Here is a 24,162-nt window from a genome sequence, read left to right on the forward strand (position 1 = left end):
GTCGAGGGGAGAGAACGAACCATGGCAACGATCGCATTCATCGGCCTCGGCAACATGGGTGGACCAATGGCCGCCAACCTGGTCAAGGCCGGCCACAAGGTGGTCGCGTTCGATCTGGTCGAGACCTCGCGCGCCCAGGCCAAGGCCGATGGCGCCGAAATCGCCGACAGCGCCGTCGCCGCGGCCAAAAGCGCCGATGCCGTCGTCACCATGCTGCCGGCCGGCAAGCATGTGCAGGCAGTCTGGAACGAGGTCGTGCCGGCGATGTCCAAGGGCGCGCTGATCATCGATTCCTCGACCATCGACGTCGAGAGCGCGCGCGCCGCGCATGCGCTGGCCACAAGGCACGGCATCGCCGCCGTGGACGCGCCGGTGTCCGGGGGCACCGGCGGTGCTAAGGCCGCAACGCTTACCTTCATGTGCGGCGGCGAGGAGAGCGCGTTCGCTGCGGCCAAGCCGATCCTTGAGAAGATGGGCAAGAAGATCGTCCATTGCGGCGGCGCCGGCGCGGGGCAGGCGGCCAAGATTTGCAACAACATGATCCTCGGCATTTCGATGATCGCGGTCAGCGAGGCGTTTGCGCTGGGTGAAAAGCTCGGCCTGTCGCATCAGGCGCTGTTCGACGTCGCCTCGACCTCGTCGGGGCAGTGCTGGTCGCTGACATCCTATTGCCCGGTGCCGGGCCCAGTGCCGGCTTCGCCCGCCAACAACGACTACAAGCCCGGCTTTGCGACCGCGCTGATGCTGAAGGACCTCACGCTGTCGCAGGACGCCGCCAAGGCCGCCGGCGCGGCGACCCCGCTTGGCCAGCACGCGCAGGAGATCTACAAGGCGTTCGAGGCCGCCGGCCATGGCGGCGTCGATTTTTCCGGGATCATTCAGCACGTTCGCAAGCTCGCCGGGACCACCTGATGACGACATTCAAGGACGCACGCGCGTTTCTGCTGGCGCATCGCACCGACTACGATGCGGCCGTGAAGGGTTTCCGCTGGCCCGATGCCGTCCCGTTCAACTGGGCGCTCGACTGGTTCGATGCCGAACTCGCGTCCGATCCGGAGAGCCGCGACCGCACCGCGCTTTGGATCTTCGACGCCGCGCAGGACCGCCAGACCAAGCTGTCGTTTGCGGCGTTGTCGCGCCGCTCCAACCAGGTCGCGAATTTCCTGCGCGCGCAGGGCTTGAAGCGCGGCGACCATCTGCTGCTGCTGCTCGGCAACGTCGTGCCGCTGTGGGAGACGATGTTGGCGGCGATGAAGCTCGGCGTCGTCGTGATCCCCGCGACGACGCTGCTGACCACCGACGAGTTGCGCGATCGTCTGGAGCGCGGCCGCGCCAAGGCCGTGGTCGCGGCGCAGGATCAGGTTGCGAAGTTCGCCGATCTGGGCGCCGATGATCTCGTCCGCATCGTCGTCGGCGCGCCGGCGGCGCCTGCCGGCTGGCTGCCGTTCGAGCAGGCGGCCGGCGTAGCCGAGGCGTTCACGCCGGATGGGCCGACGCAGCCGGATGATCCGATGCTGCTCTATTTCACCTCGGGCACCACGGCCAAGCCGAAGCTGGTGCGGCACAGCCATCGCAGTTATCCGGTCGGCCATCTCTCGACCATGTACTGGCTCGGCCTGCAGCCGGGCGACGTGCACCTCAACATCTCCTCGCCGGGCTGGGCCAAGCATGCCTGGAGCTGCTTCTTCTCGCCCTGGAATGCCGGCGCCACGGTATTCGTGGTCAATCAGCCGCGCTTCGACGCCAAGGGGCTGCTCGCGATCATCAAGCGCTGCGGCGTCACGACGCTGTGCGCGCCACCCACGGTGTGGCGGCTGTTCATCCAGGAGCATCTCGCCGACTTCAAGGTCTCGCTGCGCGAGGCCTGCGGCGCCGGCGAACCGCTCAATCCGGAGGTGATCGATCAGGTGCGTGCCGCCTGGGGGCTGACGATTCGCGACGGCTATGGCCAGACCGAAACCGCGGCGATCGTTGGCAACTCGCCGGGCCAGAAACTGAAGATCGGCTCGATGGGGCGGCCGCTGCCGGGCTATCGCGTCGAGGTCGCCGACATCGACGGCAATCTCTCCGGCGAAGGCGAGATCACGCTGGCGCTCACCGGCGAGCGTCCGGCCGGCCTGATGCAGGGCTATCAGGGCGACGACGGTCAGCTGTCCGGCGCCGATGGCATGCGCTACCGTACCGGCGACGTCGTGTTCCAGGACGATGACGGCTATCTCACCTTCGTCGGCCGCTCCGACGACGTTTTCAAATCGTCCGACTACCGCATCTCGCCGTTCGAGCTGGAAAGCGTGCTGCTGGAGCATGAGGCCGTCGCCGAGGCTGCCGTTGTGCCGTCTCCGGATCCCATCCGTCTTGCTATACCGAAAGCCTATGTGTTGCTGACGGCGGGCGCGGAGCGCTCGCGCGCCACGGCGCTGTCGATCTTCACCCATCTGCAGGCGCGCCTGGCGCCATTCAAGCGCATCCGCCGGCTCGAGCTCGTGAGCGAGCTGCCGAAGACGATCTCCGGAAAAATCCGCCGGGTGCAGCTGCGCAGGCTGGAGCACGAGGACAACCGCACGGACCATCTGCGCGGCACGGAATTCAAGGAAGAGGATTTCCCGGAGTTGAAAACGAGGCCATCCGGGCACGAGGTGTAGGAACGCATGAACAAGATCTGGAAGAAGCCGCCGATTTCGCTCGAAGCCTATCAGGCCATGGTCGGCCAGGAGATCGGCGTGTCGTCATGGCACGTGCTCGATCAGAAGCGCATCGATACCTATGCCGACGTGATCGAGGATCATCAGTTCATTCACGTCGACCCCGAGCAGGCCAAAGCGACGCCGTTCGGCACCACGATCGCGCACGGCTTCCTGACGATGTCGCTGCTGTCGGTCATGTCCTATGAGGTCATGCCGGCGATCGAGGGTACGGCGATGGGCGTGAACTACGGCTTCGACAAGCTGCGCTTCATCTCGCCGGTGAGATCGGGAAAACGCGTGCGCGGCCGCTTCGTCCTTGCCGAAGCCACTCTGCGCAAGCCGAAGGAGCTGCAGTCGCGCACCAACGTCACGGTCGAGATCGAGGGCGAGGACAAGCCCGCGCTCGTCGCCGACTGGATCGGACTGATCTATCTCAGCTAACTCACCTCGTCACAACCCACCCTTCGTCATCGCCGGGCTTGACCCGGCGATCCATCAAGTCCGAGAGTCTTTCGAAGTGGATGGATGCCCGGGTCGAGCCCGGGCATGACGAGCGACAAATAGGAACGACACATGGCAATCAGATTCGACGGGCGCGTCGCCATCGTCACCGGCGCAGGCAATGGTTTGGGGCGCGCGCATGCGCTGGGGCTGGCGAGCCGCGGCGCCAAGGTCGTGGTCAATGATTTCGGCGGCGCGCGCGACGGCACCGGCGGCTCGATGACCGCGGCGGAGACGGTGGTCGAGGAGATCCGCAAGGCCGGCGGCACCGCGATGGCCGACGGTGCCGACGTCTCGAATTTCGAGCAGGTCACGGCGATGGTCGAGCGCGCCAGCAAGGAGTGGGGCAGCGTCGACATCATGTGCGCCAATGCCGGCATTCTGCGCGACAAGTCGTTCGGCAAGATGGAGGTTGCCGATTTCGCCAAGGTGCTGGATGTGCATCTGGTCGGCACTTTCTACTGCTGCAAGGCGGTGTGGAACGGCATGCGCGAGCGCAACTACGGCCGCATCGTCATGACGACATCATCCTCCGGTCTGTTCGGCAATTTCGGCCAGGCCAACTACGGCGCGGCCAAGACCGGCATGGTCGGCCTGATGAACGTGCTGGCGGAGGAGGGCCGCAAGACCAACATCCGCGTCAACATCATCTCGCCGACGGCCGCGACCCGCATGACCGAGGAGCTGCTGCCGCCGCAGGCTCTGGAGCTGATGAAGCCGGAATCGATCACGCCTGCGGTGGAATATCTGCTCAGCGAGGACGCGCCCACGCGCACCATCATGGGCGCCGGCGCCGGCTCCTTTGCGGTGATCAAGATCCTCGAGAGCGAAGGGATCAACCTGCCGCCGGAGGAGTGGACACCGGACGCGATCGCCGCGCATTTTGCCGAGATCAGCGACATGTCGAGGGCGCGGGCGCTGCAGGGTGCGTTCGAGCAGACACAGAAATACGTCGGTCAGGCCGCCGCGCGGCTGGGGATCAAGCTGTAAGGCAGCATACATCGCACCCTCCGCCGTCATGGCCGGGTCAAGCCCGGGCATGACGACCTGTTGTGTGGTGACGCCATGGCCCTAAACTCCAGTCATGACCTTATCCAAGCAAGTTGCCGTCATCGGAGCCGGGCCGGCCGGGCTGATGGCGGCCGAGGTGTTGGCTGAGCGCGGTGCCGCCGTCACCGTCTACGACGCGATGCCGTCGGTCGCGCGCAAATTCCTGATGGCAGGGCGCGGCGGCCTCAACCTCACCCATAGCGAAGAGCTGTCCGCCTTCCTGTCGCGCTATCGCGAGGCGGCGGCGTGGCTGGAGCCGGCCATCCGCGCTTTCCCGCCGCAGCGGCTGCGCGACTGGTGCGAGGCGCTCGGCGAGCCCACGTTCATCGGCTCCTCGGGCCGCGTGTTTCCGACCGCGATGAAGGCCTCGCCGCTGCTGCGCGCGTGGCTGCGCCGGCTGGCCACGCAGGGTGTGCGCTTCGAGCTGCGGCATCGCTGGACCGGCTGGGACGAGGCAGGGCGGCTGACATTCGAGACACCGGCAGGACCGCGCGCGATCACGGCCGATGCGACCGTGCTCGCGCTCGGCGGCGCCAGCTGGCCGCGGCTCGGCTCCGACGGGGGCTGGGCATCGCTTCTCGCCGCGAAGGGTGTCGCGATTGCGCCGCTGCGGCCGGCCAATTGCGGCTTCACTGTCGCCTGGTCGGACACCTTCCGCGGCCGCTTCGAAGGCCAGCCGCTCAAAGGCATCGCGCTGTCGTTCGCTGATCGCAGCGTCCGCGGCGAGGCTATCGTCACGCGCGACGGCATTGAAGGCGGCGCGGTCTATGCGCTGTCCGCCGAGTTGCGCGAGGCAATCGCTCTGGAAGGCGCGGCCATTCTTGACGTCGCGCTGCGACCTGATCTTGCGACCGCCGATCTGGTCAAGCGGCTGTCAGCGCCCCGCGGCAAGCAGTCGTTCTCGAATGTCCTGCGCAAGGCGCTGCAACTGTCCCCCGTCGCGATCGGCCTGCTGCAGGAGGCGGCAAAAGCGCAAGGCCTGTCGCTGTCATCGCTGTTGCCGGACCGTCTCGCTGCACTGATCAACGCCGTGCCGATCAAGCTGACGGGCACCGCCGGACTGGCGCGCGCGATCTCCAGCGCCGGCGGCATCGCGCGTGACGAACTCGACGCCGACTTCATGCTCAAACGCCTGCCCGGCGTGTTCGCCGCCGGCGAAATGCTCGACTGGGAAGCCCCGACGGGCGGCTACCTGCTGCAGGCGTCGTTTGCGACCGGGGTCGCCGCGGGGAAGGGCGTGTTGAAGTGGCGTGCGGGGGGAATGGCAGGCAATGTCTGACCAGCTTCCCGAGCCCTGGTCTTGGATGACGGACGATCAGCTCCGCGCCGCGTTCGAAGAAGAACTTGCGCGCGAAGTAGGTCCCAATCATGCGCTGGCTAATCGGTCCCTCAGGATCGTCGCCCGACGCGAGGACTGCGACGACGTTCTTGTAGCGCTCGGGGGAGGCTGCGTGGCTCAAGTCCATTTGACGTGGACACGGCGCCGCGAGCTTGATCCTCGCTGGCCCGAGGCCGTCATCTACGATTCCATGGAAGATTGGCGGAACAGTTGCAGTGAATAGCCGAGCGGGCGGCCACAAACACCGTCGTCATTCCGGGGCGCCCGGAGGGCGAGCCCGGAATCCATAACCACGATCGGGCGTATGGATTCCGGGCTCAGCCGCTAGTGCGGCTGCCCCGGAATGACGCTGCGAGAGAGTTTCGCCCTATCGCAGCTTGCCCCTTGCGGCGACCGGCAGCGTGCCCAGGATCTCGTCGCCGCGGACCATCACGACCTCGTCCATCATGTTGACGACGACGCAGACGTGATTGGGGACGATGCGGACGACGTCGCCGACATTGGGGCGGGTATTGCTGCGCGACAGATCGAGGAAGCCGTGCTCCTCGGCGAAGCGCGCGATCTTCGCTTCCGGGTGCTCCAGGATCAGTCCGTGGCCGTCGAGGCCGCCGGTATCCGTCGTCAGCGTCTTAGAGCCGGCGTCGAGGATACCGCGCTCCGGTGCGGCGCGGCTGACGACGGTCGAATAGATGTGCAGTGCGCAGTCGTCCCAGGTTGCGACACCGGCGGCGACCTGCATGCGGTCGTTGTAGATGTAGGTGCCGGGCCGGTGCTCGGTGGCGCCCTTGAGCTTGCCGAGATTCTTCAGGTTGGGCGAGCCGCCGGTCGAGACGATGGCCGCGTCCAACCCGTCGGCGCGGACGCCGGCCAGCGCTTCGTCATAGAACCGCTGCGCCTCGTCCCAGCCGGTCTCGGTCGGATACAGCATGAAGCCGACGAAGCGCAGGCCGTCTGACGCTGCGATCTGGCGCGCGAGCTGGATCGCTTCCGTCGGCGTCTCGACGCCGGCGCGCTTGCGCCCAGTGTCGCATTCGACCACGACCGAGAGCGTGCGGCCGGATTGCTTTGCCGCCTGCGGCAGGCCGGAGATCACGGTCGCGTTGTCGGCGGCAACGGTCATGTCGGCCTTGGCTTGCAGCGCGGCGAGGCGTGCCATCTTTTCCTCGCCGATCAGGTTGTAGCTGATCAGGATATTGTCGATGCCGGCACCCGCCATGATCTCAGCCTCGCCGATCTTCTGGCAGGTGATGCCTTGCGCGCCGGCCTCGATCTGCAGCTTCGCGAGCACCGGGCTCTTGTGCGTCTTGATGTGCGGCCGGTTGGCGACGCCCGCGGCCTCGCACTGGGCCTGAATGCGCGCGATGTTGCGCTCGACCCTGTCCATGTCGATGACGGCACAGGGCGTGCCGTACTCCCGGGCGATCCTGGCGGCGAGCGGGGTGGTCATGTCATTTACTCCATGTTGCCGTCATTGCGAGGAGCGAAGCGACGAAGCAGTCCAGAGTCCGGCTGCAGCCCTGGATTGTTTCACGTCGCTTGCAATGACGAGGTGATTTCGATGAACGTCACGCGCCCTCGATCTCCTCGCGCAGCACTTCGAGCTCCAGCCAGCGGTCCTCGGCGGCGGTGAGCTCGGCTTGCGCAGTGGCGATCGCGAGGGAGGCGGCGTCGAATTTCTTGCGGTCTTTCGCATACAGCGCGGGGTCGGCGAGCACGGCCTGCTGCTTGGCGATCTCGGCTTGCAGCTTGGCGATCGTCTTCGGCAAGGTCTCCAGCGCGTGCTTCTCGTTGAAGGAGAGCTTGCGCTTCGGCGCGCTCGCAGGCGCCGTGGCCGCGTGCTTGGTTTCCTTCTTCTCCTCAGCCGCCTTGGCATGCTGGCGCTTCAGGTCGGCGCCGCGCTGCGCCAGCATGTCGCTGTAGCCGCCGGCGTATTCTTGCCATTTGCCGTTGCCCTCGGGGACGATCACCGAGGTGACCACGCGATCGAGGAAGTCGCGGTCGTGGCTGATCAGGATCACCGTGCCCTCGTAGTCGCCGAGCATGTCCTCGAGCACGTCGAGTGTCTCCAGGTCGAGATCGTTGGTCGGCTCGTCCAGCACCAGCAGGTTCGATGGCTTGGCCAGCGCGCGCGCCAGCATCAGCCGGCCGCGCTCGCCGCCGGAGAGCACTTCGAGCGGCGTGCGCATCTGCTCGCGCGAGAACAGGAAGTCCTCCATGTAGCCGACGACGTGCTTCGGTTTGCCGGCCACCATGACGTGATCGCCGCGGCCGCCGGTCAGCGCTTCGGCGAGCGTCGTCCGGGGATCGAGGCTCTCGCGGTGCTGGTCGAGCGTCGCCGTCTCCAGATTGACGCCGAGCCGGATGCTGCCGCTGTCCGGCTCGCTGCCGCCGGTGAGCAGGTTGACCAGCGTGGTCTTGCCGGCGCCGTTCGGGCCGACGATGCCGATGCGGTCGCCGCGCTGGATGCGGATGGAGAAGTTGTCGACGATCTTGCGATCACCAAAGCTCTTCGATGCGCCCTTCGCTTCGATCACCAGCTTGCCGGACTTGTCGGCCTCGGCCGCGGCGAGGTTGGCGGCGCCCGCCGTGCCGCGATAGTCGCGGCGCTGCTGGCGCAGCGCATGCAGGTTGGCGAGCCGCTTGACGTTGCGCTTGCGGCGGCCGGAGACGCCGTAGCGCAGCCAGTGCTCTTCGTTGACGATCTTGCGGTCGAGCTTGTGCTGCTCGCGCTCTTCTTCCGCCAGCACCTCGTCGCGCCACGCCTCGAACGCCGCAAAGCCGCGGTCGATCTGCTTGATCTGGCCGCGGTCGAGCCAGGCGGTCGCGCGCGACAGATTGGTGAGGAAACGGCGATCGTGACTGATCAGCACCAGCGCCGAGCTTCGGCCGTCGAGCTCGTTCTCCAGCCATTCGATCGTGGTCAGGTCGAGATGGTTGGTCGGCTCGTCCAGGAGCAGGATGTCGGGGTTGGGCGCGAGCACGCGCGCCAACGCCGCGCGGCGCGCCTCGCCGCCGGAAACATGCGCCGGATCTTCCTCGCCGGTGAGGCCGAGCTGCTCGACGAGATAGCGCGCCTGATAATGATCGTCGCCGGGCCCGAGCCCGGCCTCCACATAGGACAGCGTGGTGGCATGGCCGGAGAAGTCCGGCTCCTGCGGCAGGTAGCGCACCGTGGCGCCCGGCTGCACGAAGCGCGTGCCGCTGTCGCATTCGACGATGCCGGCGGCGATCTTGAGCAGCGTCGATTTGCCGGAGCCGTTGCGGCCGATCAGGCAGACGCGTTCGCCCGGCGAGACCGACAGCTCGACGCCCTGCAGCAGGGCGGTGCCGCCGAAGGTCAGGCGGATGTCCTTGAGTTGGATGAGAGGCGGCGCCATGGGTCAGCCTTGCTGTTGCATCCGCGCGGCGCGCTGGCGCTGCATGCGGCGGATGGTCTGATCGAGGGTGGAGAGGAAGGTGGAGCGGTCGCGCGGCGTGAACGAGCGCGGCCCGCCGGTGACCTCGCCGGACGAGCGCAGATCGGTCATGAGGTTGCGCACGGCGAGCGTCATGCCGATCGACTCCTCGGTGAACGCCTTGCCGTTCGGCGCGATCACCGCGCTGCAGGCCTTGACGCAGCGGCTCGCCAGCGGAATGTCCGCTGTGATGACGACGTCGTCGGCGCCGGCGCGCTCTGCGATCCAGTCGTCCGCGGCATCCATGCCGCTGCCCGCCGCCACGCGCGTGATCAGGGGATCCTCGGGCACGCGGATGAAGCCGCCCGCGACCACGATCACTGGCAGGCCGTGGCGGATCGCGACGCGATAGATCTCGTCCTTCACCGGACAGGCGTCGGCGTCGACATAGATCGTGACAGGGGCGAGCTCGGCGGTTTCGGTCGTCATCTGGCGTTCTGCTGGGGGTGGCCGGTTGGTACCCCATCGCCAGCCAAATTGCGAGCCAAACGCTGGCCTTGCCAGGACCTTTCCGGCCGTTACCATCGCCCGAAAAGGGTCAAAGGGAGGCAAGGATGGCAGACGGAATCGCGACCTATGCGGTCGAGGCGTTCAACACGGCCAAGCAGTCCGAGAACAAGATGCACGATGACAGCGTGGCGCGCCGGTTCGGCTTCGCCGGCGGCCTCGTGCCCGGCGTCGAGGTGCTGGCCTATATGCTGCATCAGCCGGTTGTGCGCTGGGGCCGGGCATTCCTGGAGCGCGGGCTGATCGAGGCGCGGTTCACCAAGCCGGTCTATGACGGCGAGATCGCCGAGGTCAGGGCGGAGGAGGTCGGCGACGGGCTCAGCCTGGAGGTCGCGAGTAAAGGTGAGATCTGCGCCACCGGTTCCGCGTCGCTGCCCGCGTCAGCGCCCGACATCGCTCTGGCCGAATATCGAGAGGTTCCAGCCGCGGCGGTGCGGCCGCTCGTCAGCGCGGAGTCGTTCGCTGTCGGCAGCTGGCTCGGCACGGCGCCACGCGCGTGGCCAGGGCAGGCGGCCACCGCCTATCTCTCTGAGATTCGTGAGCGCGATCCGATCTATGCAAACGAGCGGCTTGGTCACCCGGGCATGTTGCAGAGGGTGATGAACCGGCTGCTGGTCGACAATGTCGTCCTCGGCCCCTGGATTCACGTCGGCAGCCGAATGCAATTGCTGTCGGCGATTGCAGAAGCCGACGAGATCACGGCGCGTGGCCGGGTGGTCGCGAACTACGAGAAGAAGGGCCACCGCTTCGTCGAGATCGATGCGCTGGTGGTCGCCAATGGCGACCGCCCACTCGCGCATTGCCATCACGTGGCGATCTATCAGCCGCGCGCGCAGGCGGCCGCCTAGCGGACGGACTTGGCAAGAGGCACGCGGCATCCAAAAGACAGCTGTCATGCTCCGCCTGCGCGGACGATGACGGCGAAGTTCTGGGTACGCTGCTTGCCCACACTCCCGTCATTGCGAGCGCAGCGAAGCAATCCAGAGTGTTGCCGTGGAGGCAGTCTGGATTGCTTCGCTACGCCGCTACGCTCGCAATGACGTGGAGAGGGCCCCACGGCCCGATCGACAGTCCGTAGCCCGGATGCGCGCACGCCGGCGCCCAGCGGGTGCAGGCGGGAGCGACATCCGGGCTCACCGACACAGCCCGTGAGACCCCGCATATCGCTGCGCTCATGCGGGCTACGGGCTTTTCGTTTGGCAATGAGATGTTTTCGCCTCATCGCGAGCGAAGCAGCTACGCCGCGGTCCTCGCCTTGCCGTCCTGGATCGCGCGCCAGAGCTTTTCGGTGGTGAGCGGCATGTCGAGATGCTTCACGCCGTAGTCGGACAGTGCGTCGATCACCGCGTTGATCACGGATGCCATCGAGCCGGCGCAGCCGGCTTCGCCGCAGCCCTTGGTGCCGAGCGGGTTGGACTTCGCCGGCACCGGATGGTTGTCGACCGTCATCATCGGCACGTCGGAGGCGCGCGGCAGCGCGTAGTCCATCAGAGATCCCGTGATCGGCTGGCCGCTCTCGTCGTAGCGCAGATGCTCCATCAGCGCCTGGCCGATGCCCTGGGCGACGCCACCATGGAGCTGGCCGGCGACGATCATCGGGTTGATCACCGTGCCGAAATCGTTGATCGCGGTGTAGGCCACGATCTGCGCGACGCCGGTGTCCGGTTCGATCTCGACCTCGCAGACATGACAACCATTGGGGAACGTCGATTCCGTTACTGTCGAGTTGTGGTCGACGTCGAGCGAGGCTGGCACGCCGTCGGGCATCTTGCCCTCGCGCAGGCGGCGCGCCAGCTCCATGACGTCGATGCTGCGATCGGTGCCGGCGATGGTGAACTGGCCGCCCGCGAACTCGATGTCGGCTTCCGAGGCTTCGAGCAGATGCGCGGCGGCCTGCTTGCCCTTGGCAATGACGAGCTGTGAGGACTCGACGATGGCCTGGCCGGTCGCGGTGATCGAGCGCGAGCCGCCGGTGCCGTTGCCGAACCGCACGAGATCGGAATCGCTCTGCTCCAGCCTGATCTTCTCGAACGGCACGCCGAGTTGCGCCGACAAGACCTGCGAGAACGGAGTCGCGTGGCCTTGGCCGTAGTCCAGCGTGCCGGTCGTCAGGGTCACGCCGCCATCGGCGTCGAAGGTGATCTTGCCGAGCTCGCCCGAGGGCGGCGCGGTCACCTCGAGATAAGAGCCGACCGCGATGCCGCGCAGCTTGCCGTTCTTGCGGCTCTCGCGCTTGCGCTTGGCGAAGCCGGCGTAGTCGGAGACCTGCAGTGCCTTCTCGAACACCGCGGCGAAGTCGCCGGAGTCGTAGGTGACGCCCGACGCCGCCGGGAACGGCATCTGGCTCGGCTTGATGAAGTTGCGCTTGCGGATGGTGAGACGGTCGATGCCCATCTCGCGCGCGGCGGTGTCGATCAAGCGCTCCATGAAGTAGTTGGCCTCGGGACGGCCGGCGCCGCGATAGGCGCCCATCAGGGTGACGTTGGTCAGCACGGTCTTGATATCGACGCCGAGCAGCGGCGTCTTGTAGACGCTGGCGAGGTTCTTGCCGGTGTTGAGCGACAGCGGCAGCGGTGCGACGCCCATGATGTAGGCGCCGAGATTGCCGTAGCCGGACAGTCTCACAGCGAGGAACCGGCCGTCGGCGTCGAGCGCCAGCTCGCCATGGACGATCTGATCGCGGCCCTGGCTGTCGGACAGGAAGGCGGTGGTGCGCTCGTCGCGCCATTTCACGGGGCGGCCCAGCTGTTTGGCGGCGTGCAGGATGCAGACGTATTCGGGATAGGAGACGTTCTTCATCCCGAAGGAGCCACCGACATTGGTGGTGAGGATGCGGACCTTGTCCGGCGCGACGTTCAGAATCTTCGCCAACGTCGCCTTGTTGCCGGACACGCCCTGGGTCGGCACCTGCAAGGTGAAGCGCTCGGTCTTGCCGTCGAACGCCGCGAGCGCGACGCGCGGCTCCATCGACACCACGGCGACGCGGGTGTTGACGATGTCGAGCTTGGTGACGTGCGCGGCCTTGGCGAAGGCCTCTTCGATCTTGGCCGTGTCGCCGTAATGATAATCGAGCGCGACGTTGTTGGGGATATGGTCATAGAGCTGCGGCGCGCCGGGCTTGGCGGCTTCCTCGGCATTGGTGACCGCGGGCAGGGGCTCGATATCGAGCTCGACCGCCTCGGCCGCGTCGCGGGCCTGGGCCGCGGTCTCCGCCACCACGAACGCAATGGGGTCGCCGACGAAGCGGACCTTGTCGGTGGCGAGCGCCGGCCGGTTGGTCTGCAGCAGCGGCGAGCCGTCCCGGCCCTTCAGCGGCAGGCCGCAGGTGAACGGACCATAATTGGCTCCGGCGAGGTCGGCGCCGGTCCACACCCCGAGCACGCCGGGCATGGCCTTGGCGGCCGCGGTGTCGATCCTCTTGATGATGCCATGGGCGTGGCTGGAGCGCACGATCCAGGCATGGGCCTGGCCGGGCAGGTTGAAATCGTCGGTATATTTGCCGTGACCGCGCACCAGCGTGTCGTCCTCCTTGCGCCGGACCGGCTGCCCGACGCCGAATTTCTGCAGCGCGATCGCGTTTTCGAGGGAGGCCGGGGAGGTGTGATCTTGCATGGATGAGGACCCAAGGGGCTGAATTGGTCGCAAATGCGGGCTGTTCCCAGATAGTGCAGCGCCCGCGGCCGGACAACGGTTGATTAGGAATGGTGCATCACGCCTGACGGAGGGGCTGTTGCGCCGGCGCTATCCACTGATAATGTCTCATGAAAGAGAACTTCCATCTGGGCCGGTTCGGCCAGCGGAAAGACATTTGAATGATCAATGACACGCGGCTGCGGGAGAGTCCCACGCCGCGCGGGAACTTGGAGCCCGGCTTGCGTCCGGGTCTGGACGTCGCGACGCCTTCCTGCGCCAGCAATGGCAGCAGCGTCTACGCGGCCCTGGACCTCGGAACCAACAATTGCCGGCTCCTGATTGCCTGTCCTTCGGGCGACAGTTTCCGCGTGGTCGACTCCTTCTCGCGCATTGTCCGGCTAGGCGAGGGCATCTCGACCACCGGCTGCATCAGCGACGCGGCGATGGATCGGGCCATCGCGGCCCTCAGCATCTGCCGGGACAAGATCCAGTCGAAGAAGGCCAGGCGCCTGCGGCTGATCGCGACCGAGGCCTGCCGCGCTGCGGCCAATGCCGAGGGGTTCCGCAGCCGGGTTGCGGCCGAGACCGGCATCGAGCTCGAGGTGATCGACCGCGAGACCGAGGCGGCCCTGGCCGTCAAGGGCTGCGCGCCGTTGCTCGATCCCGGCGGGCGAGGGGCGATCCTGTTCGACATCGGCGGCGGCTCCAGCGAGTTGGTCCGGATCGAGCGCGATGCGGGCGACCGCAACGCCGAGCCGCGGATCAAGGCCTGGATGTCGATCCCGCTCGGGGTCGTGACGCTGGCCGAGCGGTTCGGCGGCCGTGATGTGACGCCGGAGATCTATGCCGCGATGGTCGAGGCCGTGGCCGAGCATGTTGGCCCGTTCGCGGCCGAGAACGGCGGCGATCTCGCCGGCATGCATCTGCTTGGAACCTCCGGCACCGTGACGACGCTGGCGGGCATCCATCTCAACCTCGCGCGCTACGATCGGCGCCGGGTCGATGGCATCTGGATCAACGACGCCGACATCACGACGACGATCGGCAGGCTGCTGGCGATGAGCTACCAGGAGCGCGCCGAGAACAATTGCATCAGCATCGACCGCGCCGATCTCGTTCTGGCGGGCTGCGCCATTCTCGACGCCATCCGCCGGTCCTTTCCGCTGCCGCGGCTGCGCGTCGCCGATCGCGGCCTGCGCGAGGGCATGCTGGTCGAGATGATGCGCGAAGACGGCGCGCTGCGCACGGCGTAGCGACTTCACCCTCCCCTGGAGGGGGAGGGTCGTCTCACATGGAGCGCAATGTGAGACGGGGTGGGGTGAGTTCCACGAGCGGTCTTCGTGCGGCTCACCCCACCCCGATCGCTCGCTTCGCTCCCGATCGACCCTCCCCCTCCAGGGGAGGGTGACCTTTGTAGTTCCGCCAGACCTCGAGCGTGGATGGATTTTCGCCTCCCGCGTCTGGTCACGACGACCGAGAAACACATGGCAAAAGACACCACGGGCCGCATGCATGTGCAGGTCAAGACCGGAGGCAAGCGCAAGCTGTCCTCGAAACTCTGGCTGGAGCGCCAGCTCAACGATCCCTATGTCGCGCAAGCCAAGCGCGACGGCTATCGCTCGCGCGCGGCCTACAAGCTGCTCGAGATCGACGACAAGCATCATCTGCTCAAGCCCGGCATGACGGTGCTCGATCTCGGCGCTGCGCCCGGCGGCTGGAGCCAGATCGCGGCGCGCCGGGTCGGGGCCGAAGCCGGGAAGGGCAGGGTGATCGCGATCGATCTGCTGGAGATGGGCGAGATCCCCGGCGTCACCTTCACCCAGCTCGACTTTCATGCCCAGGATGCGCCCGAAAAGCTCCGCGCGATGCTCGGCGGGCGTGCCGATGTGGTGATGTCGGACATGGCGGCCAACACCACCGGCCACCGCAAGACCGACCAGTTGCGCATTGTCGGTCTCGTCGAACTCGCCGCGCATTTCGCCAGCGAGGTGCTCAAGCCGGGCGGCAGCTTTCTCGCCAAGACGTTCCAGAGCGGCGCCGATGCCGACTTGATGGCGCAGCTCAAGCGCGATTACGCCAGCGTCCGTCACGTCAAGCCGGCGGCGAGCCGGCAGGATTCGTCGGAGCGCTACGTGCTGGCGATGGGGTTCCGCGGCGGAGAGCAGGCCGACCTGTTGTAATGGCGTCATTGCGGCCTTGACGCCCTGGCGATACAGAGCAGGGGCAATCACCGTCTCGGGAATCGGCCTGGGCCGGCGAGACGTCGATTCCGGAGGTCCTGCATGCGTGTCCTCAACTGGAGCGCCCTCGCGCTGGGTTTGGCGGTCGGGTTCGTCCTATCGGGCTCTGCTCACGCCCAGGCCTACGATCCGCGCTATCCCGTGTGCATGAAGGTCTATGAAGGCGGCCGGTTTGGCGGTGGCGAGTGGATCGACTGCAGCTATACGTCGCTGCCGCAATGTCGCGCGACGGCGTCGGGCCGTGCGGCGATGTGCGATCTCAATCCCTTCTACGCCCCACCGTCGCCTCCGCCGCGCCGCGCGCATCGGCGGCATCGCTGAAACATTTCATGACGGAACGGCCGTTGCCGTGCCGCAATCGAACTGAAGATTCGAGACCCTCGTATCCATCGGGCTGCCGTGATGCCGCATCGTTTCATCGTCGCGATCGTGATGCTTCTGCTGCTGGTGCCCGCGATCGCGACCGCGGCGCCGTCGCACAAGCGCAAGGCGCACCGTTGGCAGGGCTATGGCTTCCTGCCCGGCTACAAGCAGCCGCCCAACAACAGCCTGCCGCTCTATGCCGACAAGGAGGCCATGCGCAACGGGCCGCGCGGCAGCCGCCGCCATTGGTATATCGACGGTACGCCGAAATACATGCTCTACAACGGCGAGTGGCATTATTTCGGCCAGCCCGGCTTCTATCGCGGCCATTACAATGGCGGCAGCTTCGGCCCGTGCTGGACGCGGACGCCGGTGGGGATGGTCTGGACTTGCGGTTAGGCCGCTCCTCCCACAACCGTCTCGTTCTCCCAAGGCTGCTGCTGCAACGCGGGCGACGGCGCGAGCAATCCCGTCTGGACAGCGGCCGCATTTCCCGCTGAAATGCCGTTCCTCAGAGGCAAAAGAAACGCGAGCCGTTCGTTCGGCCGACCGTGGAGGACCGCTTTGAATTCGTTCTGTACGCGCCTGTTCGGCGCGGTCGTCGCTTTGACTGTGCTTGCCGGTACTCCAGCCTTCGCCCAGCAACTCGAGTTGAAGGTCATGGCGCCGGCCGCGCCCGGCGGCGGCTGGGACCAGACCGCGCGGGCAATGCAGCAGGCCTTCGTGGCGTCGGGCGTGGCACGCAGCGTCCAGGTGACCAACGTCGCCGGCGCCGGCGGCACCGTCGGCATCGCGCAGTTCGTCACCGGCGCCAAGGGCGACGGCAACCAGCTGATGGTCAACGGCTTCGTGATGGTCGGCGCGCTCGCCATGAACAAGTCGCCGGTGACCCTGGAGCAGGTGACGCCGATCGCGCGGCTGACTGAGGAGATCCAGGTCATCGTCGTGCCGGCCGCATCGCCGATCAAGACCGCGCAGGATCTCGCCGCGGCGCTGAAGGCCGACATCGCCAAGGTCACCTTCGCCGGCGGCTCGGCCGGCGGTGTCGATCACGTCATGGCCGCGCTGTTCGCCGGCGCCGTCGGCGCCGACGCCAAGAAGGTCAACTACATCCCGTTCTCAGGCGGCGGCGAGTCGCTGGCGGCGATCCTCGGCGGCAAGGTCACCGCCGGCATTTCCGGCCTGTCCGAGTATGACGGGCAGATCAAGAGCGGCAAGCTGCGCGCGATCGGCATATCCTCGGAGAAGCGCATTCCCGGCGTCGACATCCCGACCTTCAAGGAGCAGGGCATCGATCTCGTGCTCGCCAACTGGCGCTCGGTCGTCGCTGCGCCCGGCATTACGCCGGAGCAGAAAAAGACGCTCAGCGAGGCCGTCGAGAAGATGGTGAAGTCGGATTCCTGGAAGGAGATCCTGAAACAGAAGGGCTGGGATGATGCCTATCTTCCGGGTGACGCCTTCGCCGAGTTCCTGAAGAAGGAGAACGTGCGCGTCACCGACGTGCTGAAGTCGGTCGGCCTCGTCAAGTCATGACGACGGAGCGCGCCGGCACCGAGACACCCGCCTCGGGAGGCGTCGACAAGGCCGGCATCGTCATTGCGGCGCTCCTGGCGGCCGTCGCGCTCGTGCTGGTCTACGACGCCAATCAGATCCCGGCGACCACGATGTACGGCATGGGCCCGCAGGTCATGCCGGTCGTGATCGCGATCGGGCTCGGCATTCTTGCACTGGCCAATCTGATCGATGCCGTCAGAGGCAACCTGCCGCCGCGCGAGAGCTCCGATCCGGTCGCGGTGCTGCTCATTCTTGTCGGACTTGCGCTGCTGATCGCCATCATCGGCTTCGGCGGCGGCTTCATCCTGGCGACGACGGCGCTGTTCGTGACGACGTCGGCGGCGTTCGGCCGGCGCGCCTTTGTCACCGATTTCGTCATCGGCGCGGTGCTGACGACCACGATCTATCTCGCCTTCGACCGCCTCCTGACCTTGAGCCTTCCCGCCGGTCCGCTCGAAAGACTGCTCTGATGGACACCTTTGCCGCGCTCGCGCATGGGATGGCGATCGCCGTCCAGCCCATGAACCTGCTCTATGCGCTGGTCGGCGTGTTCCTCGGCACCGCCGTCGGGGTGCTGCCGGGCATCGGGCCGGCGCTCACGGTCGCCCTGCTGCTGCCGGTCACCTACAAGCTCGATCCCGGCGGTTCGCTGATCATGTTCGCCGGCATCTACTATGGCGGCATGTATGGCGGATCGACCACCGCGATCCTGATCAACACGCCTGGCGAGAGCGCCTCGATGGCGACCGCGCTCGAGGGCAACAAGATGGCCAAGGCCGGCCGCGGCGGCCCGGCGCTGGCGACCGCGGCGATCGGCTCCTTCGTCGCAGGCACCATCGCCACGATCGGTCTCGCCTTCCTGTCGCCTTACCTCGTCGACATCGCTGTGCGCTTCGGGCCGGAGGACTACTTCGCGCTGATGTGCGTCGCCTTCGTCACGGTGTCCGCGACCTTCGGCGATTCACCGATCCGCGGCCTCACCAGCCTGTTCATTGGTCTCACGCTCGGCCTCATCGGCATCGACAAGCTCACCGGGCAGGCGCGGCTCGCCTTCGGCGTGCCGGAGCTGCTCGATGGCGTCGAGGTGACGACCTTGGCGGTCGGCCTGTTCGCGGTCGGCGAGGCGCTCTACGTCGCCTCGCGCCGGCATCATACCGAGGAGAAGATCGAGGCCATCAAGGGCTCGTTGTGGATGACGCGCGAGGACTGGAAGCGGTCGTGGAAGCCGTGGCTGCGCGGCACCATGTTCGGCTTTCCAATCGGCGCGCTGCCGGCGGGCGGGGCGGAGATCCCGACGTTCCTGTCCTATTCTGCCGAGCGGCGCCTGACCAAATATCCCGACCAATTCGGCAAAGGCGCGATCGAAGGCGTCGCCGGCCCTGAGGCCGCCAACAACGCTTCTGCCGCGGGCACCTTGGTGCCGCTGCTGACGCTCGGCCTGCCGACGTCGGCGACCGCCGCGATGATGCTCGCCGGCTTCCAGCAGTATGGTCTCAACCCGGGCCCGCTGTTGTTCGCCGAGCGGCCCGACCTGGTCTGGGGCCTGATCGCGAGCCTGTTCATCGCCAACACGATGCTGCTCGTCCTCAACCTGCCGCTGGTCGGCCTGTGGGTGAAGCTGCTCGCGATCCCGACACCATGGCTCTACGCTGGCATCCTCGTGTTCGCGACCATGGGCACGATCGCGGCAAAACCGTCGGTCGTGGAACTGTCGATGCTGGCCGGCTTCGGCGTGCTCGGCTTCCTGATGCGCCGGTTCGATTTCCCGATTGCGCCCGTCGTGGTCGGGCTCATCCTCGGGCCGATCGCCGAGAGCCAGTTGCGGCGGGCGCTCGCGATCAGCCTTGGGGACCCCATGACCCTGCTGCAGTCGCCGATCTCTGCAACGCTTCTGGTCGTCGCGCTGATTGCTCTGATCGCGCCGTTCATCTTGAAGGGACTCGGACGCTTCAAGGCGAATGAGGATTGAGTGCGGCCGCAAGCGGAAACCGCGCCATCGCACTGCAACATAACGTGACCGGAGGTGAGCGCGGAGATCGGGCGCAGCTTGAAACGATGTGCCCGCGATCTGGTTTGGGTTGAGCCATCGAGACCGGAGCCTGGAACTCCGGATCAGCCGAGGAAGCGTCTTTCGGGGCGTGTCACCCCAAACCGAAAGAGACCTGATGACCGATCGCTTCGATGACGGTTTCAAGCCAGCCCCCGCGCAACGTCCCGCCGCTCCGAAGACCGCAACCCAGCCACAGCGCCATCCCGTGATCCTCAGGGTGTCGGCGCTCGGCGTGGCCGGCATCCTCTCGGCGCTGATGCTGACCGCGGTGGTGCCGCCGATCGTGGCCGACCAGTCCGATCGCGCCGTGGTCGATGCGCCGGTGATGCTGCTGACGTCCCCGATCGCGGGCCAGGTCGATTCGCTCACGGCCAAGCCGGGTGGCGAGGTTCGGTCCGGCGACCGCCTCGCAGAGATCACCAATCCGCGGCTCGACCGCGCCACGCTCATCTCGCTGGAAGAAAAGGCGGGCGACGCGCGTCAGAAGCTCGACGCCACCCGCGCCAAGCATCAGTCCGACGTCGCTTATGTCAGCTCGCTCGATCGGGAGATCGCGAGCCAAGCCGGTCAGTTGAAGGCGCAGTTGCAGTCCCAGATCGAGGAGCTGCGTGCCCGCGTCGCGCAGTCGAACGCGCAGAGCAGCGAGAAGAAGGCCATCGTCGACCGCCAGAACCGCATGGTCGCGCGCGATGCCGCCAGCGTCGAGATGCTGAAGCCGACCGAGCAGCAATATGCGGCGGCGCTGCACGACACCGATGCGCAGACTGCCAAGCTGAACCAGAAGCTGACACAGCTGAAGGCGCTCGACGCCGGCGTCTATGTCGGCGAGGATCTGGTCGCGCTGAACATGCTCAGTCAGAAGCGCCGTGACATCGATCTCGATGCAAGGCGGATGGAGATCGAGGAGAAACAGCAGGCGGCCGTGCTCGATGATCTCGAGGGCCTGATCAAGTCGGAGCGCGCGCGGCTGGCGCGGCTCGCTGCCGCGGACGTGCTCTCGCCCGGTCCCGGCAAGGTGCTGGCGGTGGGCGCCGACACCGGACGCCACGTCAGCGCCGGCGATACGATCGCCTCGGTGGTCGATTGCGACAAGCGTTTTGTGGTCGCGATCTTCTCCTATCGCCAGGGCGAAGCGATGAAGCCGGGCACCAAGGTGCGCATCGATGGCGGCGGCTTCCATAGCGGCATCGTCAGCGCCGTGCTGCCGAAGACCAGCGACAAGGTCGACGAGCGCTTTGCCGTGCCATTTCCGCAGACCGAGCGGCGCGAGCTCTATGTCATGATCACACCTGATGCTGCCGACGAAAAACCGGCGGCGCAGCCGACCTCCGCGGCGACACCGGCCTGCACGGTGGGGCAGTGGGTCACCGTGACGCGCGACAATGGCATCGTGCCGTCGATGTCGGTGACATGGCGCCGGCTCGGCCACCTCGTTGCGTCGCTGACCGACCTGGACCCGTCTGAGCCGGACGAAGCGACGCGCCGTGCCGGTGTCACCAAGCTCGACTCCGCCTTGCGGTCGCACCCGGCGCAGCAGCCGGTATTGGACGAGCAGTGGCTTCCGACGGCGCGCGCGGTCTCGGCACAATGAGGCTTCTCTCCATGATGATGGCGGTGATCGCTCTGCTCGGCGGCGCATCGCCGATGCGGGCCGAGACTTCGCTCTGTGCGGGACTGGTGCAGGCCGTCGAGCCTGGCCTCGCCGGCCGTGACGCGGCGTTCATTCGCAGCTACGAGCCGGGTGCCGACGAGGAGGGGCTGCCGCTCGGCCTTTCGACGACGGCGTTCACCTATGACAACGCTCTGGCAGCGATCGCGCTGGTCGCATGCGGTCGCACCGACGAGGGCCGCGTGATCGGCAACGCGCTGGTGCATGCCGCCGCTCATGATCGCACCTTCGGCGATGGGCGCCTTCGCAATGCCTATCGCGCCGGTCCTGTCGGCCCCGGGGCGGCGCTGCTGCCTGGCTGGTGGGACGACCAGAAGAAGATCTGGGGCGAGGATGCCGCGCAGGACGGCACCGCGACCGGCAACGTCGCCTGGGCAGCGCTGGCGCTGCTGACGCTGCATCAGGCGACCGGCGAGGAGGGCTACTTGTCCAGCGCGCGGCGCCTGATGGACTGGATCATTGCCAGCGCAACGAACGGAGCGGACGGCTTCAGCGGCGGTTATCACGGTTACGATCCGCAGCAGGTGCGCCTCAGCTGGATGTCGACCGAGCATAATGCCGATGTCTACGCCGTGGCCTCCTGGCTCCATCGTATCACATTGGAGCCGCGCTATCAGGATGCCGCGCAGACGGCGCGCCGCCTGCTCGATCGCACGTTCCGCGGCGATCGCTTCCTGCTCGGCACCAAGCCCGACGGCCACCTCGCCGACGACAATCTGCTCGCGCTCGACGTGCAGCTCTGGCCGTGGATGGCGGTGACGGATGCGCCCGACTGGCGCAGGGCGCTGCGCTTTGCCGAAACTCATCTTGCCGTCGACGGAGGCTTCGATTTCAACGGCGATCGCGACGGCGTCTGGGTCGAGGGCACCGCGCAGGCGGCGCTGGCCTATCGCATGGTCGGGGATGCCGCTGCCAGCGAGGAGCTGCTTGCAGGGTTGCGTGCCGACCGCACGGCAACGGGACTGCTGAACGCGACGCGCAACGCGCGCCTCACCACGGGTCTGTCGATCGACCCGACGGGCGCGACCACCATCCAGGACTTCTTCTACTACAAGCGCCCGCATCTCGGTGCTACCGCCTGGGCCGTGCTCGCCGAGACCGGCTGGAATCCTTTCACCGGCGCAAGGGTCCCCTGATGTTTCCGCTCCCCAGCAATGACGCCTCGGTGTTGACCACCGATCTCGGAGTCCTGCTCGGGCTCCTCGTGATGGCGCGTCTGCTCGATCCGACGCGCCGGCGCGACCGCCTGCTGTTCGGCGCTACCGCAGCGTCGTTCCTCCTGATCTACACGCTGTGGCGCTGGCACGACACGCTGCCGGTGTTCGACCTGACCCTGCAGGCGCTGTGGCCGCGGCTGTTCATCACGCTCGAGATCGTGGCGATCTCCTACACGCTGATGTCGATTCTGATCTTGACCCGCAGCGTCGACCGCTCGGGACAGGCCGACGCCGCGCAAGCTGCGCTGGCCGCACGGGGCGAGCAGCCGGCCGTGGACGTGTTCATCTGCACCTATGACGAGCCTATGGAGATTGTCGAGCGCTCGATCCTCGCCGCGCTCGCGCTCGACTATCCCAACAAGACCGTCTGGGTGCTCGACGACACCAGGCGCGATCGGCTCCGCGCCTTCTGCGACGAGGTCGGCGCGCGCCATCTGACGCGGCCCGACAACAAGGGCGCCAAGGCCGGCAATCTCAACAACGCGCTTGCGGCGACGGCGCAGCTATCGAACGCGCCGGTGATCCTGGTGCTCGATGCCGACTTCGCCCCGCGCCGTGACTTCCTCCAGCGGACGGTCGGCCTGCTGCTGTCCGAGCCCGATATCGCCGTCGTGCAGACGCCGCAATTCTACTACAACCCCGATCCGATCCAGCACAATCTGCTGGTGTCAAGCCACTGGGTCGACGACCAGCGCTTCTTCTTCGACGTGTTCCAGCCGGCGAAGGACGCCTGGGGCTGCGCGTTCTGTGTCGGCACCTCCTTCGTCGTCCGCCGCGAGCGGCTCATGGAGATCGGCGGCTTCCCGCACGCGGCGATCTCCGAGGATCTCAACCTCACCTACACGCTGCTCAAGCGCGGCCATCGCACGGTCTGGCTGAACGAACCGCTCAGCTTCGGCCTCTCGGCGGAAGGCGTGCCCGAATACATCACCCAGCGCGCCCGCTGGTGCCTCGGCACGATTCAGGTCGCGCTCTTGCGCGATGGTCCGCTGCGCAGCCGCGGCTACAGCTTCACCCAGCGCTGGCACTTCCTGCATGGCGTGCTCAACTGGGCCTGCAAGCCGTTCATGGTGCTGCTTCTGGTCGCGCCGCCGATCTACTGGTTCGCCGGGCTGCCGGCGTTCGAGGCCGACTATCTGTCGTTCCTGCGCTACGGCGTGCCGGCGCTGCTCGGGACGATCATCTACATGGGCTGGATCTCGCGTTCCAAGACCCTGCCGCTGTTCATGGAAGCGACCCATGCAGTGACCTGCTTTGCCGTCACGGCCACCTTGTTCAGCGCGCTGGTCCGGCCGTTCGGCCGCCCCTTCAAGGTGACCGACAAGGGCGGCGACCGCTCCAAGCCGCGCGTCCACGGCAAGCTCGCCGCGATCTTCGGCGCGATCGCCGCGAGCTCGGCGGCGGCCATCGTCTGGGCGTTCGTGTCGCCGAATGCAGCCAGCGAGATCTCGTCGATCGACTACTTCAATCTGCTATGGGCCGGCATCGCGATGCTGATCGCCTTCATCGCGTTTCTCGTCTGCTTCGAGCTGCCGCGCGGCGAGGACCTGTTTCCGAGCGACGAGGCGGGCTGGCTGGCGCAGAGCGGCGAGGTCGTGCCGTGCAAGATCGAGGCGCTGTCGCTGTCGTTGGCCCGCGTGGCCGGCCCACCGCATCATCGCATGACACGGCCGGGCACCCGATTGCCGCTGCATCTCGACGGCCTCGGATGGCTCGAGGCGTCGGTCGAGGCCGTCTCCGGGACGACCACGCATCTGCGCCTGCAGCCCGACGAAGCGCAACGGCGGCAATTGGTGGTCCGACTGTTCAGCTCATCCCGCGGCGTCATCACCGATCGCGCCCGCCTGCGCGGTGCGCTGGCAGGGCTGGCGCGACGCGGTTTCGTCGGGCGGTGACGTTC

Annotated in this window: 19 protein-coding genes and 1 pseudogene; 16 read left to right on the forward strand and 4 right to left on the reverse strand. The window is 66.9% G+C overall.

Annotated elements, in window-relative coordinates; all coding sequences use genetic code 11:
* Nucleotides 1–3: 3 nt before the first annotated feature.
* The 5 genes and pseudogenes from mmsB to QX073_RS03820 all read left to right on the forward strand — a co-directional run.
* A pseudogene (gene mmsB / locus QX073_RS03800) lies at nucleotides 4–912 on the forward strand (3-hydroxyisobutyrate dehydrogenase); the annotation flags it as partial.
* The gene (locus QX073_RS03805) at nucleotides 912–2,642 is read left to right on the forward strand and encodes an AMP-binding protein (protein WP_315714436.1); all 1,731 of its coding nucleotides are present in this window, start codon (nucleotides 912–914) and stop codon (nucleotides 2,640–2,642) included. The pseudogene mmsB and the gene QX073_RS03805, both read left to right, overlap by 1 nt.
* A 6-nt stretch (nucleotides 2,643–2,648) precedes the next feature.
* Complete coding sequence (locus tag QX073_RS03810) at nucleotides 2,649–3,125, forward strand: MaoC family dehydratase (RefSeq protein ID WP_315827400.1); 477 nt, start codon at nucleotides 2,649–2,651, stop codon at nucleotides 3,123–3,125.
* Between the two features lie 132 nt (nucleotides 3,126–3,257).
* Nucleotides 3,258–4,175, forward strand: coding sequence for an SDR family NAD(P)-dependent oxidoreductase (locus QX073_RS03815; RefSeq protein ID WP_316164615.1), 918 nt, complete (start codon nucleotides 3,258–3,260; stop codon nucleotides 4,173–4,175).
* A gap of 94 nt (nucleotides 4,176–4,269) precedes the next feature.
* Nucleotides 4,270–5,514, forward strand: coding sequence for a TIGR03862 family flavoprotein (locus QX073_RS03820; RefSeq protein ID WP_316225323.1), 1,245 nt, complete (start codon nucleotides 4,270–4,272; stop codon nucleotides 5,512–5,514).
* A gap of 427 nt (nucleotides 5,515–5,941) precedes the next feature.
* Here QX073_RS03820 and QX073_RS03825 read toward each other — a convergent pair whose 3' ends face one another.
* The 3 genes from QX073_RS03825 to QX073_RS03835 form a co-directional block, all read right to left on the reverse strand.
* A complete protein-coding gene (locus tag QX073_RS03825) occupies nucleotides 5,942–7,021 on the reverse strand; it encodes a D-TA family PLP-dependent enzyme (protein WP_316225324.1) in 1,080 nt (359 codons plus the stop codon).
* Between the two features lie 118 nt (nucleotides 7,022–7,139).
* Nucleotides 7,140–8,951: an ABC-F family ATP-binding cassette domain-containing protein gene (locus tag QX073_RS03830; protein WP_316225325.1), complete on the reverse strand. Its 1,812-nt coding sequence runs from the start codon at nucleotides 8,949–8,951 to the stop codon at nucleotides 7,140–7,142.
* A gap of 3 nt (nucleotides 8,952–8,954) precedes the next feature.
* On the reverse strand, nucleotides 8,955–9,458 hold the full coding sequence (locus QX073_RS03835) for a YaiI/YqxD family protein (protein WP_316225326.1): 504 nt from the start codon (nucleotides 9,456–9,458) through the stop codon (nucleotides 8,955–8,957).
* Between the two features lie 125 nt (nucleotides 9,459–9,583).
* Between QX073_RS03835 and QX073_RS03840 the strand changes: the two genes are divergently transcribed.
* Entirely contained in the window at nucleotides 9,584–10,384 is an 801-nt protein-coding gene (locus QX073_RS03840) for a hypothetical protein (protein WP_316225327.1), read from the forward strand.
* A 388-nt stretch (nucleotides 10,385–10,772) separates the two neighbouring features.
* Here the strand turns inward: QX073_RS03840 and QX073_RS03845 are convergent, their stop codons facing one another.
* Nucleotides 10,773–13,148 carry a xanthine dehydrogenase family protein molybdopterin-binding subunit gene (locus QX073_RS03845; RefSeq protein WP_316225328.1) on the reverse strand — a complete coding sequence of 792 codons (2,376 nt, stop codon included), beginning with the start codon at nucleotides 13,146–13,148 and terminating at the stop codon, nucleotides 10,773–10,775.
* A 200-nt stretch (nucleotides 13,149–13,348) separates the two neighbouring features.
* Between QX073_RS03845 and QX073_RS03850 the strand changes: the two genes are divergently transcribed.
* The 10 genes from QX073_RS03850 (at nucleotide 13,349) to QX073_RS03895 (ending at nucleotide 24,157) form a co-directional block, all read left to right on the forward strand.
* Nucleotides 13,349–14,422, forward strand: a complete 1,074-nt coding sequence (locus QX073_RS03850) for a Ppx/GppA phosphatase family protein (protein ID WP_316225329.1) — start codon at nucleotides 13,349–13,351, stop codon at nucleotides 14,420–14,422.
* A 231-nt stretch (nucleotides 14,423–14,653) separates the two neighbouring features.
* Nucleotides 14,654–15,349, forward strand: a complete 696-nt coding sequence (locus QX073_RS03855) for an RlmE family RNA methyltransferase (RefSeq protein WP_315714424.1) — start codon at nucleotides 14,654–14,656, stop codon at nucleotides 15,347–15,349.
* 102 nt (nucleotides 15,350–15,451) lie between these two features.
* Nucleotides 15,452–15,730, forward strand: coding sequence for a DUF3551 domain-containing protein (locus QX073_RS03860; protein ID WP_316164619.1), 279 nt, complete (start codon nucleotides 15,452–15,454; stop codon nucleotides 15,728–15,730).
* Nucleotides 15,731–15,811: 81 nt separating this feature from the next.
* Entirely contained in the window at nucleotides 15,812–16,171 is a 360-nt protein-coding gene (locus QX073_RS03865) for a hypothetical protein (protein WP_315739174.1), read from the forward strand.
* Nucleotides 16,172–16,336: 165 nt separating this feature from the next.
* Nucleotides 16,337–17,305 (forward strand): Bug family tripartite tricarboxylate transporter substrate binding protein, encoded by a 969-nt coding sequence (locus QX073_RS03870; protein WP_315714421.1) that lies wholly within the window; start codon nucleotides 16,337–16,339, stop codon nucleotides 17,303–17,305.
* Nucleotides 17,302–17,796, forward strand: coding sequence for a tripartite tricarboxylate transporter TctB family protein (locus QX073_RS03875; protein WP_315714420.1), 495 nt, complete (start codon nucleotides 17,302–17,304; stop codon nucleotides 17,794–17,796). The genes QX073_RS03870 and QX073_RS03875 overlap by 4 nt, the downstream gene beginning before the upstream one ends.
* Nucleotides 17,796–19,295: a tripartite tricarboxylate transporter permease gene (locus tag QX073_RS03880; RefSeq protein ID WP_315714419.1), complete on the forward strand. Its 1,500-nt coding sequence runs from the start codon at nucleotides 17,796–17,798 to the stop codon at nucleotides 19,293–19,295. The genes QX073_RS03875 and QX073_RS03880 overlap by 1 nt, the downstream gene beginning before the upstream one ends.
* A gap of 196 nt (nucleotides 19,296–19,491) precedes the next feature.
* The gene (locus QX073_RS03885; protein ID WP_315749781.1) at nucleotides 19,492–20,967 is read left to right on the forward strand and encodes an HlyD family secretion protein; all 1,476 of its coding nucleotides are present in this window, start codon (nucleotides 19,492–19,494) and stop codon (nucleotides 20,965–20,967) included.
* A gap of 11 nt (nucleotides 20,968–20,978) precedes the next feature.
* Nucleotides 20,979–22,181, forward strand: coding sequence for a hypothetical protein (locus QX073_RS03890; RefSeq protein WP_410052355.1), 1,203 nt, complete (start codon nucleotides 20,979–20,981; stop codon nucleotides 22,179–22,181).
* The gene (locus QX073_RS03895) at nucleotides 22,181–24,157 is read left to right on the forward strand and encodes a cellulose synthase catalytic subunit (RefSeq protein ID WP_316225331.1); all 1,977 of its coding nucleotides are present in this window, start codon (nucleotides 22,181–22,183) and stop codon (nucleotides 24,155–24,157) included. Before QX073_RS03890 ends, QX073_RS03895 begins: the two co-directional genes overlap by 1 nt.
* Nucleotides 24,158–24,162: the final 5 nt, after the last annotated feature.

The sequence above is a fragment of the Bradyrhizobium sp. SZCCHNS3052 genome (assembly GCF_032484495.1).
GTDB lineage: Bacteria > Pseudomonadota > Alphaproteobacteria > Rhizobiales > Xanthobacteraceae > Bradyrhizobium.